This window comes from Leptospira sp. WS58.C1 (assembly GCF_040833995.1).
In the GTDB taxonomy this organism is placed as follows: domain Bacteria; phylum Spirochaetota; class Leptospiria; order Leptospirales; family Leptospiraceae; genus Leptospira_B; species Leptospira_B cinconiae.
On record NZ_CP162137.1, the window covers coordinates 3,676,249 to 3,692,727 of the forward strand.

Annotated in this window: 14 protein-coding genes and 1 tRNA gene; 4 read left to right on the forward strand and 11 right to left on the reverse strand. The window is 41.6% G+C overall.

The genetic code is table 11. The features are described 5' to 3' along the window. Positions 1 to 4 precede the first annotated feature (4 nt). Positions 5 to 808, forward strand: a complete 804-nt coding sequence (gene thiD / locus AB3N61_RS16860; RefSeq protein ID WP_367898153.1) for a bifunctional hydroxymethylpyrimidine kinase/phosphomethylpyrimidine kinase — start codon at positions 5 to 7, stop codon at positions 806 to 808. Here the strand turns inward: thiD and AB3N61_RS16865 are convergent. The 6 genes from AB3N61_RS16865 to hisB all read right to left on the reverse strand — a co-directional run bounded on the left by AB3N61_RS16865 (position 805) and on the right by hisB (position 6,448). Continuing rightward, positions 805 to 2,622 (reverse strand): DUF885 domain-containing protein, encoded by a 1,818-nt coding sequence (locus AB3N61_RS16865; protein ID WP_412758416.1) that lies wholly within the window; start codon positions 2,620 to 2,622, stop codon positions 805 to 807. The genes thiD and AB3N61_RS16865 overlap by 4 nt on opposite strands. A 20-nt stretch (positions 2,623 to 2,642) precedes the next feature. After that, positions 2,643 to 3,185: a hypothetical protein gene (locus tag AB3N61_RS16870; RefSeq protein WP_020769111.1), complete on the reverse strand. Its 543-nt coding sequence runs from the start codon at positions 3,183 to 3,185 to the stop codon at positions 2,643 to 2,645. Positions 3,186 to 3,193: 8 nt separating this feature from the next. After that, a complete protein-coding gene (locus tag AB3N61_RS16875) occupies positions 3,194 to 4,411 on the reverse strand; it encodes a thioredoxin domain-containing protein (RefSeq protein ID WP_367898155.1) in 1,218 nt (405 codons plus the stop codon). Positions 4,412 to 4,506: 95 nt separating this feature from the next. Then, a complete protein-coding gene (gene hisA, locus AB3N61_RS16880; protein ID WP_036089275.1) occupies positions 4,507 to 5,241 on the reverse strand; it encodes a 1-(5-phosphoribosyl)-5-[(5-phosphoribosylamino)methylideneamino]imidazole-4-carboxamide isomerase in 735 nt (244 codons plus the stop codon). Then, complete coding sequence (hisH, locus tag AB3N61_RS16885; RefSeq protein ID WP_367898156.1) at positions 5,238 to 5,870, reverse strand: imidazole glycerol phosphate synthase subunit HisH; 633 nt, start codon at positions 5,868 to 5,870, stop codon at positions 5,238 to 5,240. Before hisH ends, hisA begins: the two co-directional genes overlap by 4 nt. After that, positions 5,867 to 6,448, reverse strand: coding sequence for an imidazoleglycerol-phosphate dehydratase HisB (gene hisB / locus AB3N61_RS16890; RefSeq protein ID WP_020769053.1), 582 nt, complete (start codon positions 6,446 to 6,448; stop codon positions 5,867 to 5,869). The genes hisH and hisB overlap by 4 nt, the downstream gene beginning before the upstream one ends. Before the next feature lie 116 nt (positions 6,449 to 6,564). On the opposite strand from hisB, the gene AB3N61_RS16895 reads away from it, so the two are divergent. Continuing rightward, positions 6,565 to 6,646, forward strand: a tRNA-Leu gene (locus AB3N61_RS16895). A gap of 439 nt (positions 6,647 to 7,085) precedes the next feature. Here AB3N61_RS16895 and AB3N61_RS16900 read toward each other — a convergent pair. From AB3N61_RS16900 to AB3N61_RS16920, 5 genes are all read right to left on the reverse strand, one after another. Beyond that, positions 7,086 to 8,543 (reverse strand): NAD(P)/FAD-dependent oxidoreductase, encoded by a 1,458-nt coding sequence (locus AB3N61_RS16900; RefSeq protein ID WP_367898157.1) that lies wholly within the window; start codon positions 8,541 to 8,543, stop codon positions 7,086 to 7,088. A gap of 56 nt (positions 8,544 to 8,599) precedes the next feature. Continuing rightward, the gene (locus AB3N61_RS16905) at positions 8,600 to 11,752 is read right to left on the reverse strand and encodes an efflux RND transporter permease subunit (protein ID WP_367898158.1); all 3,153 of its coding nucleotides are present in this window, start codon (positions 11,750 to 11,752) and stop codon (positions 8,600 to 8,602) included. Beyond that, a complete protein-coding gene (locus AB3N61_RS16910; RefSeq protein ID WP_367898159.1) occupies positions 11,736 to 13,166 on the reverse strand; it encodes a TolC family protein in 1,431 nt (476 codons plus the stop codon). The genes AB3N61_RS16905 and AB3N61_RS16910 overlap by 17 nt, the downstream gene beginning before the upstream one ends. A gap of 6 nt (positions 13,167 to 13,172) precedes the next feature. Further along, positions 13,173 to 13,403, reverse strand: coding sequence for a YgaP-like transmembrane domain (locus AB3N61_RS16915; RefSeq protein ID WP_020770568.1), 231 nt, complete (start codon positions 13,401 to 13,403; stop codon positions 13,173 to 13,175). A 148-nt stretch (positions 13,404 to 13,551) separates the two neighbouring features. Next, a complete protein-coding gene (locus AB3N61_RS16920; RefSeq protein ID WP_020770558.1) occupies positions 13,552 to 13,818 on the reverse strand; it encodes a metal-sensitive transcriptional regulator in 267 nt (88 codons plus the stop codon). Positions 13,819 to 13,937: 119 nt separating this feature from the next. Here AB3N61_RS16920 and AB3N61_RS16925 point away from each other — a divergent pair, with 119 nt between their 5' ends. Next, on the forward strand, positions 13,938 to 14,654 hold the full coding sequence (locus tag AB3N61_RS16925; RefSeq protein ID WP_367898160.1) for a hypothetical protein: 717 nt from the start codon (positions 13,938 to 13,940) through the stop codon (positions 14,652 to 14,654). A 180-nt stretch (positions 14,655 to 14,834) separates the two neighbouring features. Then, the gene (locus AB3N61_RS16930) at positions 14,835 to 16,448 is read left to right on the forward strand and encodes a long-chain fatty acid--CoA ligase (RefSeq protein WP_367898161.1); all 1,614 of its coding nucleotides are present in this window, start codon (positions 14,835 to 14,837) and stop codon (positions 16,446 to 16,448) included. Positions 16,449 to 16,479 lie beyond the last annotated feature (31 nt).

Sequence of the window (16,479 nt, forward strand, 5' to 3'; positions counted from 1 at the left end):
TCAAATGCAAAAGCCGGTAGTATTAACGATCGCAGGTTCAGACTCCGGAGGTGGAGCAGGGATCCAAGCCGATCTAAAAACGTTCAACTCTACCGGATCTTTCGGAACATCCGTAATCACATGTTTGACCGCGCAAAATCCGGACGGCGTCGCGGGCATTTTAGAAGTAGATCCCGACTTTTTAGAAAAACAACTCTTAGCTGTACTTTCTTATTTCCCTGTAAAAGCGATCAAAACCGGAATGTTATTTTCAGAAAGCCTAATCCGGAGAATTTCTAAAATTTTAAACGAATACAGAGCCAAAGGACAAAACTTCGAGTTAGTTTTAGATCCCGTGATGGTGGCAACAAGCGGTGCGAAACTTTTGCAAGACGGAGCAATTCAATCTTTGATTTCCGAATTGGTTCCAATGGCGAGTGTCGTCACTCCAAACCTGGACGAGGCGAAAATTTTAGGCTCCGCAGAAATTATCAAAACCGGATCCATGGAGTCGGAAGCGGTTTCTCTTTCTAAAAGATTAAAGGTGCCTATTTTATTAAAAGGTGGTCATATCAAAAATTCCAAAGAGGCTTTAGACGTATTAGGAATTCCGAATGGAGAAACCTTTAAGTATGCGAAACCTTTTATTGAGGATTTTAATCCTCATGGAACCGGATGCACATATTCTTCCGCGATCGCTTCCTATCTTGCACAAGGATTCCCTCTTTCCGAGTCTGTAGCAAAAGCAAGGGAATTTCTACATGCGGCTATTTTGCAGTCCTTCCCTACAGGAAAGACTAAGACATTAAATCATAATCCGAAACTTTAGTTTTTAGGAACGAGTCCCAATTCTTCCTTCGAAGCATTTTCTAAAATTTCTAGAGGAAGAGAACCTTTTCCTAAAACGAAGCCGTGATATTCTTTGATATCGAAAGCTTCTCCTTTGACCGATTTCCAATCCTCTCTCATTTTTAAGAAGGAGATCATTCCGATCTTGTAAGAGCAGGCTTGTCCTGGATAAACGATATATCTTTCGATCTCGGCGGAAACTTCTTTAGGAGCCATGCCGGTATTGTCCGACATATAACGGATCGCATCTTCTCTGCTCCAACGTTTGTAATGGATCCCCGTATCCACAACCAAACGAACTGCTCTGAACAATTCGGCTTGTAGCCTTCCAAGATCTATAAAAGGGTCGGAGTAAAAATTATAATCTTTCGCGAGTCTTTCTGCATACAATGCCCAACCTTCTACAAACGCGGTAAAATGTGTTGTTCTTAATTTTCGCGGCGCAGAAGTCAATTCTTGGGACCAAGCGATCTGCAAATGATGTCCCGGGATTGTTTCATGATATGTTAATGTATTCATTCCGAACTTAGGAATTTCTTTTAGGTCGCGAAGATTTGCGTAGAATACACCGGGGCGTTTTCCATCCAGACTGGGTTCTTCATAATAAGCCCCAGGCGCTCCTGCTTCTTTAAATTCCGGAATTCTTTCTACCTGTACTTTTGCCTTCGGCCAAGACGGAAAAATAGGTTTGGATCTTTCAATGGATTCCTTTAGGATCTCTTTGTATACCTCTATAACCTTTTCTTTTCCTTCCGGAGTGTTTGGAAATTGGAACTCAGGTTTTTCTCTCAGTTGTTTCATGGTAGCTTGAAGATTGGAAACTTTGATTCCGGAAGTTTCCAAAATAGATCTCATTTCGGTTTGTATTCTTGCTACTTCCGAGAGTCCTATAGAGTGAACTTCCTCCGGAGAAAGATTTGTAGTAGTATGATATTTTAATGTATGTTCGTAATATTTATCGCCGTTCGGAAGTTTCCATACTCCGGCTTTACTATCGGCAGATTTAAGTTGTTGTTCTAGAAAATTTTGAAGTTTAGAATAAGCGGGATAAACGGAACTTTCTAAAATTTTTTTTACTTCCGCCAAAGAAGAAGTTTTTCGTTCTGATACGATCTCATCATTCTTCTCTAATTTTTTGCGAAGGCTAACATACAGAATATTCTCTTCAGGATTTTTTACCCTGAAATTTTTCAATTCATCCAAGACTCTTCTTAAAATGAAATCGGGGGGGATTACTCCGTTGGATTGCCTGACCTCCAAACCTCGGATCACTTGTTCTAACTTTTCGGAAATTCCTTGTAGCCTCGCAATATATGAATCTACATCTTCATAATCTTCTATCATATGAGAAGTTGCCAAGAAGGAAGGAATATGATTTTGGACTCCAAAAAGCTGATTTACCGGATAAGAATTATAAATATATCTTTCATAATCCGCCGCAAGTTCCAGATCCCACTCCAAAGCCTTATAATAGATCTTGTCTTCTCCGCTTAGTCCGGAAGGGTCATAAGTCCTCAAAGTCTCCAGATCCCTTTTTGCTTTATCCGCCCTTTCCATTTCCTTTTCTGGAGAAGAGTCGGACCATTTATAATTATGAGAAGTGATCCCCCAGGAATCCAAAATTCTGAGAGAAGTTAGGGTTTCCGGATCATCCAGAACATTCTCCCAAAAAATCTTTTCATAATATAAACCTAATGTGATCGGCCGGAAATTAATCGTATGCCAAACTAATATTCCGATGGAAAGTAAAATTACGCCAATCGTCGATATAGAGATAATGAAGATCTTCTTCACCATGGATAATGCTCCGATGTTTAGAAAAGTGGGATCAGGATTTTAGATAAAAATACGAGTAATAGTGTCCAGATCGCGGATGAGGATGCCGCAAAAGAAAAATGATTTTCCCAATTTAATAAAGGTACACATACGAATAAGAACATTCCGAAATAGGAAAGATAAGGGTTTCGAAGATACAAAGTTTTTTGCCATTCGAAAAATCCTTCTCTAAAGTCTTTTGCATCTCCTTTAACCTTGTTTAAGAAGATCCATTCCGAAACAAATCCGAAGACGGAAAATGTAAAAAAGAAAAAGGAAATGATAAGTATCCAAGACCAATCTAAAAAAGGGATCGGATACATTGTGAATACGATCGGAAGTGCAAAAGAGATCAAAGCGGAGAATGGAAAAAAAATAGTCGTCCGAAATAATCTACTTTCGGATAAAAATTTGAAAAACGGGATCCGACCGGGTAACTGATAAGATCCACAAAACAAACATTTTTCCGAATCGGAAAGAATGGAAGAGCCGCAGTTCCTACAATGAAAATTCTTTTTGAAAACTTCGGCTGCTTCCGACACTGAAAACCTCAGACCTTTTTGATCAAACTTTCGATCAAAGCTCTTAGGAAAGCTTCTTTCGGAGTTCCACTCTGTATCGGTTTATTATTAATAAATAAACTAGGCGTGCTATGGATCTCCACTTTAGCAGCATCATCCACTTCCTTATTGATCTGATTGCGGACCGCAGGAGAAGACAAACAAGCGCGGAACTGGTTCATATCCAGTCCTTCTTGCTGAGCCAAACTCAACACGGATGCAGGAGAATGAGCGATACGATTTTCCGTATTTCTGTAAAGCCCTTCGTACACTGCCGGAAACTTATTTTGTTTATCCGCACATATCGCAGCAGAAGCGGCCACACAGGAACTTGCGTCAGGACGAGGAGATTGTACTAAACGGTTACAGTTTGCGTCCAAGGGAAAATTTTTATAAACGATCTTTACGAGTCCAGGATAGTCTCTCAAAACTCTTTTTAAGATGTGAGAAGTATCCATACAGTGACCACAATTGAAGTCCGCAAATTTTACGATCGTGATCGGAGCGTTAGGATCTCCTTGTATCGAAGAACCTTGTAGATCGATGGATACGACCGGTGCCTTTTCGTAATCAGCCAATTGTTTTTGGATCTGAGCGACACCTGTATGTTCTCCATCTACTAAAGAATCGTGGAAAGACTTTCCTCCGATCTGACCAGCTGCTAAGAATAATAAAACTACTATATAAGTATTTAAACCCTCCAGTTGGAAAACACTGAACGCTTTTTTCAAAGACTTGTCCTGATAGTTTTTAATTTGGAAAAATGTCCCTACAACCAAGATTAAGGTTAATATCCACGTAGCCGCACAGAGCCCGCAAATCGCATCTATATAAAATACTGAAGCAGAAAATAATCCGAGGTCGACCACCAGTCCTAGAAGCAAAATATAAAAAGAAAGAAGAAGATAACCTTCTCTATTTTCCGGGTTTTTCTCTGATCTTATAAAAAGGTATGTAACAAATCCGTAAAATGCGAAACCGAAAAGAGCTATTGGAAGATCTCCGAACCAAGGAACATCTCTGATCGCAGAAATGCTACTTTCGGAAACTTTGGAACAAGAGCCTGTCTCGCTTACAGCATCGCAAAGAGATTGGGCGAGTCCATCAGCGGTTTCTCCGCCGAAATATTTTCGTATCAATAAGAACGAGATAAACGCCGCTATACCGGAAATTGCGGCAAGAATATAGCTATGAGATAGTTTTTTCATTCGGGACTCCGATTACAAAATACCTTTATACGTACATGGAAGGCATAAGGAAAGAAAAAATAAGCCGATCTGAAGTTATAAAAGGGAATTTAAAATTAATCGGAGCCCAGGCTTGTGATCGCTTCAGCCAGATCTATTTTACCTTCATATAAAGCTTTCCCGGTAATCACTCCATACATAGAAACCGATGTACCCAATGCGGATAATGCCATAATATCTTTCAAAGAAGAAATACCGCCGGATGCGATTACCTGAAAATTATATCTGCTTAAAATTTCCTTATATGCGTTAAGGTTTGGACCCGCCAATGTTCCATCTTGTGCGATATCCGTAAAAATAATATTACGGATCCCTGCTTGCTGCATCTTTTCCAGAAGGTCCAGATATTTCACACCTGAATCCACTTCCCAACCTGCAATTTTGACGATACCGTCTCTAGCATCCACTGCCACAACAACCCTATCTTCTCCGTATTTTTTAAGAGCGAAATCCAGAAGTTCCGGATTGTTTACTGCGGCGGTTCCGAGAATAAAACGATCAATACCAATCGAATCGTAATATTCCAACTTCTCCTTATCTCGGATCCCTCCACCTAGCTGGATCTTTAAATTAGAAGATTTACGAATTTTTGAAATAGATTCCGTATTGATGCCGATCTGATTTCTTGCACCGTTAAGGTCCACAAGATGTAAAAGAGTAGCACCATTTCTCTCGAAACCTTCTGCAAGTTTCCAAGGTTCGGTTGAGTAGACCGTTTTTTCTTCGTATTTACCTTTGAATAATCTAACGGCGCAATTATCCAACAAATCAATGGCTGGAATTAAAATCATAAGGATCGAATAAAGTTCTCCAGGATCTTTAGACCGAAGGAATAGGATTTTTCGGGATGGAATTGTGTTCCGAAAACGTTTCCTTTTTCGACCACTGCGGGGAACTTCTCCCCATAATAATCGCAGAAGCCGGTGATAGCGGAACTCTCCACTCCAACGGGACGATAGGAGTGTATAAAATAGGCGAAGGATTCGTCTTCCAAATTTTTCAATAAATTACTTTTGGAAGGATTTCTTTTATATAATTTATTCCAGCCGATATGAGGAACCTTGTAGTTTTTTCCCTTAAACTTTCGGATCTTACCTTTGATATAGCCAAGCCCTGGAACGGTCTCATTCTTATTTCCGGAAACAACCTCGTCGGAATCTTCGAATAAAATTTGGAATCCGATACAAATCCCGAACAATGGTTTTCCTGTCTTCACATGATCGTCCACGAAGCTCCTTAAACCGGACTCATTCAGATTTCTCATGGCCTTATCAAAATGACCGTCGCCAGGAAGAATGATCGCATCCGCTTCTTGCAAAACGGAAGGCTCCTTAGTATAAGAAAAATCTTTAGTGAAAAGAGAGATCGCTTTTAAGCAAGAGTGAATATTCCCCATTCCATAATCGAGAACGGCTATCATTCCAAAACACCTTTGGTAGAAGGGATTGCACCGCCTGCAGCAGGATCTATTTCGATCGCCATTCTCAAGGCCTTACCAAAAGCTTTAAAAATAGATTCATGGATATGATGACGATTTTCTCCGTAATGAACGTGGACATGGAGATTCATCTTCGCATTCAAAGCGAACTTCTGTAGGAATTCCAACGACAACTCAGCATCGTAAATTCCGAACTTTCCCGCAAGTTCCGGACCGGTATACTTATAATAATATCTACCGCCCAGATCAACAGCAACAGTCGTGAGAACCTCATCCATAGGAAGAGTGTAATGACCATATCTTCTGATGCCAGCCTTATCTCCCAATTGTTTGTGAAGAGTAGAGCCAAGAAGAATTGCAGTGTCCTCGACACTATGGTGGCAATCGATTTCTATGTCGCCTCGCAACCAAAGATCTATATCCAGAAGGCCATGTTTAGAAACGTGAGAAAGCATATGCTCGAAGAACGGAATTTGAGTATCGAATTTATAATTTCCCGTACCCCGAATATTCAGGGAGAGCTTGATGTCCGTCTCCGAAGTTTTGCGTTCTTCTTTCATTATATCCTGACCCTACTTTCCTATTAATTATCGTGTCAATGAATTCCAAAAATAAGCTGACGGAAAGTCCCCGGAGCCAAAATTATCCCAAGGGGTAGAAATCCCGCCAACCACTAGCCGAAGTGGCGGAATTGGTAGACGCACTGGTTTCAGGTACCAGCGGGTAACACCGTGGGGGTTCGAGTCCCTTCTTCGGCAAAAAATTGCACTTAAACTAAATTAAGATCTAAGGGATTCGAAGCTTTCGAGCGAGAGTGTTTGCAGTGACCCTTAGGGAACGTCGCAAACGCGATCTGAGTCCATGGATGGACGAAGACGCAAGAAAGACGCCGTGGAGCCCAATCGAACAGGATGTGAGATTGCGAAACGGCGAGTCCCTTCTTCGGCAAAAAAACTTTCAAAGTAGTTCCAAGGAACTTTCCGACCTTAATGATGCGATTTAAGTATCATAAGCGTCATACGAAAGTTAATCCAAATAAATCTCCAGATTTGCCATGGAATACACGTCCGCAATCTGAGTACCGATTTTCCCGGTACAGAGGTAAAATCCCCTTGGGTGTATGCTTCTCTAAGTTTTGCATTTTCAAGGGGAACCCATTCTTTTTCCGTCGGTTCCTTCATTATTTTATCTCCTGCTTTATTCTGGAATAGCCCACCATCCCGGTTTGGTCTTGGCTTTATAAAGGAATAAGTAATGTAGTAGCAACTTGATCCAATGTCCAGCTAAGCCAATCTCTCCGGTTGTATACCTCAAAGATCTCCCGAATTTTGGGTACTTTTTGTAGTCAGGGACTACCGGATAAACTGTCATGGACACTGCTGTTCCGTCGAATAATCCTTTACCGGCCGATGCGACACAAGCCGCTCCCATCTCTGCCATCGAAGCGGTATGGCTCGGAGAGGGTTTTCCTTTTAAGATCATGTCCGCTATACTTCTTGCTACGGCGCGACCCATGGTTGCAGAAGGCATCCCCGTGCGAGGAGGAGTAGATGAAATTTGGACTCCTTCTTCCGTTTTCATCACCTTGGATATAGGATGAGGTGGAGCAAAGGCAATCCCGATAGCGAATAAGTTCTGATACGAAGGTGATTGATAGGTTCGCGGCCAATCTTCCGGCATCCATTGTTCGAATGGCTTCGCTTGGTAATTCGCATCGACTTTCATCATTCCATTTGGAGCAAAGAGAGTTTCGGTGATATCTTGACCGGATCTGGAATATGCTTTTAATCCTACTCCGGAAAAAGGAGGGATCAACATCGCAAAATCGCTGCGGACGAATCCGGATTCACCTTCTAACGTTACATAATGGATCGATCCCTTTTCTACCTTTGTAACGTGAGCGCGGGTCTTCCACTGAATATCCCTTTCTGCAAACAAGGACTCTGCGAAAATTTTGCTACTGGTGATATAGCCGCCTTGTTCTAGGTGCATTCCACCCATACCAAAATCACCTAATTCATACTCATTCGAGATCCACAGCAATCGAGCTCGGTCCCGTACTCCTGCCTTACGCAGTTCATAATCCACATTAAATAAATATTCGAACGCGGCTCCTTGGCAAGTGCACATCCCGTGCCCAGTTCCGATCACAAAGTTGAGAGTTTCTCCGGATTTCATTCGTTGTATCACTTCTTTTAATTTTTTACCCGCTTCTTCTGCGTGAGAATAAGTGCAAACGGATAAACTATTTCCGAACTGAGGACTCAAACCCGGAGTTGCATCGAAATTCAGTTTGGGACCGGTTGCGTTCACACAGAAGTCGTATTCGATCTCCTCACTCTTTCCTTGTTTCTCTCCCGCGACATATTCGATCGTCACGTAAGGTTTGTTTCTGTGAGTGCCACCTTCGGGATGTATACTAATCGCTTTCGCTTGTATGTACCGTATTCCTAATTTGTCGTAAACCGGTTTCAATGCGAATGTGACTTGAGAGGGTTTCATTGCACCTACTCCGACCCAAATATTGGAAGGGATCCAATTCCAGTGTGAGTTCGGTGTAATTACCACTACTTCATGCTTATTCTTTACGTACTTTTTCAGAAGTGTTCCGGCGGTATGTCCGGATATCCCACCCCCCAAAATTAAAGTTCTCATACACATTCTCCTCTAGGTATTTATTAAAAAATTAGAATATATCTTTCGTTTAGTTTTTACTCCTTCTTTCCGGAAAACCAATAGTAAAACGCGGGTACCACAAATCTACTGAGCACTGTTGCAGCGATCTCACCGAAAATCAAAGACACCGCGAGACCCTGGAAAATAGGATCGAACAACATTACGGATGCTCCGACAATCACTGCTGCCGCAGTTAAAAACATTGGACGGAACCTTACTACGCCGGCATCCAATACCGCTTTTTTCAACGGTTTGCCCGCTTCCAATTCGGCTTGTATAAAATCCACCAGAATGATGGAGTTCCGAACTATTATCCCTGCCCCGGCAATGAATCCGATCATGGAAGTGGCTGTGAAATACGCTCCTGAAATCAAATGTCCCGGTATGATCCCTATTAAAGAGATAGGGATCGGAGCCATAATAATGATGGGGAGTTTATAATCTTGGAACCATCCTAAAACGAGAATATAGATCAGTACCATAACGACGGCGAACGCACCACCAAGATCCCGAAAGACCTCATACGTTATGTACCATTCCCCATCCCATTTTATTACGGGATGTTTCGTGTTCCACGGAACTTCCGAAGTGAATATCGGATATTGTATTTTCGGGGTAAGGGAAAGGATCCCGTATACTGGAGCTTCTTCTTTTCCTGAAAACTCCGCAGTAACGTACTCCAGCGGTTTTAAGTTTTTACGATGTAGTATCTTAGAAGGTGAGATTTCTTCCTTACCGATCAGGAACTTAGGAGAAACCGAACCCCCGTATTGGGAAGATAGATCCCAATTGGAAAACGACCTAGGAGAAGATCGGAAATCGTTTGGAACGGAAAGGTCGACGGAAATATCCTCGGGATGTTCCGATTCCGAAAGATAGAATATCGAATTTTCTCCAAAAAAGAATCCGGCATTACGTGCTAGTATGTAAGAAGGAATTCCAACTATTCCTCCTTTTCCGAATTCGAAAGGAACCTTTATCTTGGGTCTTGTTTCGGAAAGACTGGAATCCAAGTCCACAATCCCTTCTTGATTTTCAGCAATGGATCGGATTTCTTTGGCAACGCGGATCCTTTCTTTTTCACTAGGACCGTAGATTTCTACAACGAGTGTCGATAGTACAGGCGGTCCAGGTGGTATTTCTAGAACTTTACTCAGAACGGTGTTCTCACTGCTGAATTGTTTCAGAATGGGGCGGATCGATTCTATGATCTCATGACTTTTTTTCTTTCTAGAATCCTTTTCCTTAAGAACGATATGCAAATCAGCTTTCCATTCATCTCTTCGTAAAAAGGTATGCTTAACCATTCCGGAAAAAGAGAAGGGTGCAGGCTCTCCCGCAAAAATTTGGATCTTCTCAACGTTCTCCTCCGCTAAAAGCCGCTTCGCAAGATCGGAACTTAACTCTACTGTTTTGGAAAGGGGAGTTCGAGGATCATAGTCCAAGAGAATTTGGAACTCGTCCTTGTCGTCGAATGGTAGCATTTTTACTTTCACGATCTTAAAAGCGACAAGAGAGACAGCGATCGAAAATAGAACCAGAATTAACAGAACCATTTTCGCCAAGTTTTTCTTGGATTGCAAAAGCCAACCGGCAATCCTTAGATATAAGGCGTCTAACTTAGATATTTTTCTTTCGGATTCCGATCCGGTATGCTCTTTCAGCAGCCTTAAACTAACCCAAGGGATGACAGAAAATGCAACTATGAGCGATAGGATCATGGCAAGACTCGCTCCTACCGGTATCGGTTTCATATATGGGCCCATCAGTCCTCGGACAAATGCCATAGGAAGAATAGCGGCAATCACAGTAAACGTAGCAAGGATCGTTGGATTTCCTACTTCCGAAACCGCATCCAAAATGGCCTTGACCTTCCCTCTTTTCCCGGCAAAAGAAAGGTGCCTTTCAATATTTTCCACGACTACGATCGCATCATCTACTAAAATACCGATAGAAAAAATGAGAGCGAACAAAGTTACCCGATTGAGAGTATAGTTTAGAAAATAATAAATAAATAATGTGAGAGCCAAAGTGACCGGGATTGCGACAAATACAACAAGGGAAGCGCGAAAGCCCATCCACAGTGCGATCAATACCGAAACGGATATCGTTGCAATCAATAAATGTTCGATCAATTCTTTCGATTTCAAACCGGCCGTAAGACCGTAATCGCGGACAACTGTCAATTTTACTTCTTTAGGAAGGTCCTTTGCAAATTCGTTTGCCCGTTCCCGAATAATGCCGGCAAGAGCCTCCACGTTAGTTCCCTTTCTTTTCGAAAAAACTATCGTAACAGCATTCTCCGCCGTATTCGGATTTTCTTTCAGAAAGAATAAAGACTGCCTCGTTCTTTCTTCAGGTCCTTCATAAATTCGAGCGATATCTCCTAACTTTATCACTCTCCCCCAGCTTTGTTTCACGGGTATTTGTTTGAGATCATTCTCGTTTCGAATGGAGGATCCTATTTCGATATCGTAAACTTTTTTGGGATCCCAGTTTTTTCCGGCAGGGAAATCCGAAGAGTTCATCTTCAAACTTTCGGATAATTGAAGAAAATCGACACCGTATTGTCTCATCCGATCCGGATCGGCAATTACCCGTACCGATTTCTTTCGGCCACCCAACAATTCCACTTTTGAAAGGTCCGGCGTTGAAGATAGTTCACGCGCGAGAGGAGCGATCAAGCTGCGAAGGGAATAGTCATCTTTTTCCGTAGAGCTAAAAGTAAATGCTAAGAAAGGAACATCGTCGATCGTAAACGAATTAACGGATGGCTCGGAAGTGTTCGGAGGAAGTTGATTTTTTATCCCTAAAATTTTATGATGCACCTTCACTAAGGAAGGTTCTAAAGGTTCCCCTACTTTAAATCGTACGGTAATCATTGATTTATGGTCTTGCGTCGCGGAATATACGAACTCCACTCCCTCCAATCCCCAAACAGCTCTTTCCACGACTTCGGTTACTTTTCTCTCCATTTCTTTTGCCGAATATTGGGGGGAAAAGAAAGCTATGTCGACCATCGGAACGGAAATTTGCGGTTCTTCTTCTTTTGGTGTAAGATACACGGCCAATATTCCCGCAAAAATGCTAACAGCTGCGAAGATCGGAGTCAGTTTTGAACGGATGAATTTTCCCGCGAGAACTCCCGCAAATCCTTCCGCATTATCTTTTTTAGTTTCCTGATGCATTGTTATCTCCCGAATAAAGAGTTAGTTGGGCGCGAGTTCTCAAATATTCTAGATCTATGTATTCTTTCCTAGTAAGAGCGTCCGCGGTCCTAGAAAAACTTTCCGCAAGAGACGTCGCTGGAATATTACCTCTTTTGAATAAAGTCTGAGAAAGGATCAGTTGTTCGTACTGAATGCGATAGGATTCTTCGGAATCTTTCCCCGCCTGAAAAAGTACCCTTTCCTTTTCGGAAAGAATTTTGAACTCTGAATTTTCTTTCAGCCGCGCTTCTTTCCATTTGGTTTCCGCGGCCTTTGCTTGGATTTCCGCCTCCTTTTTGGAACCGATATCCGTTGGATTCAATAAGTTCATCTGAAGATAAACTCCCGCATTGTATGAATTCGCAAAATTTCGATCGCCGGCATAACCGTACGCCTCGGCATAAACACCGACTTTCGGCAAAAATTTGGAATTCTCCATAGAAACTTTATCTTTAGAGATACCTGAATATGATTCTAACATTTTCGAAACGGGAGTCCTGACTTCGGAAGCGGAAACCGAGAGGGGTAAATTTTCGTCATAAAATTTGGCTAAAGAGGATTCCGAAGGCTGGAGATTATCGAGAACTCCGCCCGACATGATTTTTATCGATTCCAAAGACTCTTTTTTATAAAGATCTTTCTCCTTTATCTCAGAAATAAGCCTAAGCTGAACGGATTTTAACGCCAAGGAGCCTGAATGTCCTACAGGATTCGAAAACGAATCGAGTCTATATGTACTCGAAAATGAACTCAATTGCCGAAGTATTTTCTCTCGCTCCTTCACTCCCTCGGAAAAGATCAACGATGATCTGAACGCAATGGCTGTCTGAATATATAATGTTTTATTAAAATATTCCGACTCATGTATTTGCGCTTGTAATTCCTTTTCTTTTATTTCCTTAAAAGCCTCCTTTGAACCGCCTTCATAGAGTGGAAATTCCAGACCTATGGTTCCTCTGGAATAACCGTTACTTCCTGGGCGATTCAAAGTGTCTTTGGCGAAGATATTTGCCGAATTCGGATTAAGATTCTGATATAACTGATTATTCGAATCTAAAAAGTTGGAAAGGTTAGAACGATTACTCGCAGTCGAAAAATCGGATTGGGTTGCCGACCTTTGTCCCAACTTTCCCGTAAAATTCAAAATAGGATCGTCAGTTTGGTAAGTCCGAACATCCGTATATAATTTCGGAAACCAATGTAATCCGGCCCGATCGCTCGCAGACCTTGCAGCCTCTATTTCCAAATTCTTCGTTCTGAGAGAAGGCGAATTTGCGGCGACCTTTTCCCATACGGAAGAAAATTCCAAAACCTCTCCAAAAATATCCCCCCACAACGGAGTGACAATTAACGTTCCAGTTACTAAAAGCGAACCAAGGGACCGAATTTTCATAAATTTTTACCTAATAGCCTCGCATTTACGAGGTACTCCAAGTCGAGTCAGGATAAAAGCCATGGGGCAAAAACCGACTAACGAGAATAGGATCATGTTGATACTCGCTAAAATATTCAGTACCAGTCCCCAAGGACTGATAAAATACGCGATTAAGAGACCCAACAAAGAAACCGATCCTCCGATTAAGAATAGGATCCGCTCCAAATACCAAATTTTTGCGTTTGATTCACTCATTCCATATACCCCCATAGGTATGATCATTTCCATATACCCATAGGGGTATGCTGAATGTCAACAAAAAATCGAGAGTAAAGATTTGATATTGCTCAAGCCCGAAAAGGACAGAGCCTAATCGGGGCTGAAAAAGGATGAAAGGAAGAGATTAGAGAGAAAAAGCGGCTTTAATCGCTTTTTTTAGGTTTTTTTGGATGGAAGAAGGAGCTTTTTTTTCGGAGAAACATTTATCCATATAATCCTGTACATAAGCTTCTCCGAATTTCTTTAAAGCCTGGCTGGAAGCCTTTAGAAGAATTATGGTCTTTTCACAATCGTCATCTTTATTGTACAGATTCTTCTCGATCGCGTCTAATTGGCCCTTGATCCTATGTAGTCTATGAGTAAGCTGTTTTCTTATTTCATCTAATTCCATAATCTATACCCTGTATGGTATGATACTTTGTCAAGAATATTATAGAATGAGCGCTTTACCCGCTTCCTCGTAGAAAAAAGAATGGATTTAATGTTAGCAGCCTGAATATTTTCCTTTGCATGAAAGGCGTTCTTTATCTTTGTTCCTTATTCTTGATCACCTGTATCGGTTCAGCGCAAAGAATGCAACAAACCTATATAAACCATCCGGATATTAACAAGGCCTGCTTACGGTTTCTTTTTTCCGACAAATCCGTCTCAAGTGGGAATGAGAGGATCATGTTAGAGACTTTATATAAAATATCGGAACAGAATATTCGAGAGGATTACATGACAGGTCAGATCGTCTATGTTCCGGAAGCAGGAGAAGGAAAACATTTTCATTTGAATAAAGACGGAAATATCGAATATTATAGGATCAAATATGAAACTTTAAGCGCAGAAGAAGGAACGAAATTCTTTTGTGCGGAAAGACTTCGCTTAGATTTAGAAAAGAAATTTCAAACGACTTCGGCAAAGTTGAAAGTGAATCCATTGGATACGAAAGCAAGGCTGGAGCTGGAATCAAATTTAGAATCGTACCTAAAATTCTCAAATGCGCTCGAAGGTAAGTCTCAGATCGTTAGAAACTTTTTATTCTTCACTCTTGGAAAATATATGAAGGGGGACCAAGGCCTACCTGTATCTCCTTGCGACTTCACCCAAAAAATAATAAAACCGATCACGATCGCGACTTCAGATCTAACCGACACGGATTCTAAACTTGCGTGGGCAGCCAATATCCAAATTTTTACCGCTTATGAATTGGGATTTTCTATGGCTGGGTACTGCAAGTGAACCTTCGACTAACTTTGTTTAGTTCGTCTTTTTTTGAAAACGGGATCTAGGAACTCCAACATGCATTTATCTGGAGATCGTTCGTTTTGAGATAAAACAATCTCAATTTCTTTCGATTCTTCTTGACCTCAACCGATTCGGTGCAATAATCTTGGGCCGAGATTTTATGCGGAGAAGTTTATGCGTTCCACAATGATGGATTATCCATTGGTTTTGCCTTCCATTCTAAAAAGAGCAAAAGAGGTTCATCCGCATAAGGAAATCGTTACCAAATGGCATGATAATTCCGTCCAAAGACTAACTTACGGTGAATTTTACAAAAGAACGATACGATTAATGAGCGCATTACGAAAGGCGGGCGCAAAACCTGGAGAAGCGATCGCCACTTTTTGCTTAAATCATTCGGTTCACTTGGAACTGTATTTTGCGATCCCAAGCATACGTGCAGTTCTCCACACTATCAATATTCGATTATTTCCGGAACAACTCACTTATATCATCAACGAAGCGAAGGATAAATTTATCTTTGTGGATAAGTCGTTAGCTCCGTCGATCGAAAAGAATTTAAGCCAAATACACGGCGTGCAAAAGTTTATTATTATAGACGATAAGGAGAATGTTCCCTTCCCGAATCTGCCCAACGCTATCTCTTACGAAGATTTTTTAAAAACGGGAGACGATGTCGAAAATTTCGAACCTATCGACGAGTTCGAGGCGGCCGGGATCTGTTACACTTCCGGAACGACCGGAAATCCGAAAGGGGTCGTATATTCTCATAGATCTACGTATTTACATTCTATGTCCATCTGCATGGGGGATGCATTGTGTATAAAAGAATCTGAAACTGTTCTTCCAGTGGTCCCCATGTTCCATGTTAATTCTTGGGGAATACCTTTCGCTTCGGTAATGACCGGATGTAAATTGGTATTTCCTGGAAAACATCTTTTAGGAGCGGCGCTTGCGGAATTATTGGAATCGGAAGAAGTTACTCTGACTGCAGGAGTTCCTACAGTTTGGAATGTTCTCTACCAACATTTAAAGAAAACGAAATATAATCTCAAACTTCATACTATGGTTGTCGGCGGTTCTGCCGCGCCTAGAGGTCTGATCGAAGGTTTTGAAAAAGATTTCGGGATTTCTATTCTCCACGCATGGGGAATGACGGAAACTTCTCCCGTTGGGACAGTTTCTCATCTTCGCGGTTTTATGGAAGAATGGAACGGTGATAAAAGATATTCTTATAGAGCCAAACAAGGTGTTCCTGTTCCAGGGGTAGAGATCCGTGCAATCGACGATAATGGTAAAGACGTTCCTAAAGACGGAAAAACTCCCGGTGAACTTTTAGTAAGAGGACCTTGGATCGCCGCTTCTTACAAAAGTGGAGAATCTCCTGAATCTTTTACTTCGGATGGTTGGTTCCGCACAGGTGATGTTGTGGTCCTAGATGAATTCGGCTATATGCAAATCACAGACCGTAAAAAGGATCTGATCAAAACTAGGGGGGAATGGATCTCTTCAGTGGATATGGAAAATCTCGTCATGGCAGATCCGGATGTTTTAGAAGCCGCAGTTGTCGGAAGAAAAGATCCTGTAAGAGACGAAGCCCCGGTTATCTTTGTAGTTCCCGTAGAAGGTAAAAAAGTAGATCCGAAAGAGATTCATGATCGACTCAAAGAACATTTTGCTCATTGGCAATTACCGAAGTTAGATGATATTCGGTCGGTTTCTTCGATCCCAAAAACTAGTGTGGGGAAGTTCGATAAGAAAATTCTAAGGAAGGAATTAGAAGAATAGACCTCTACTAGTCGCATCAAATTCTAGGAGA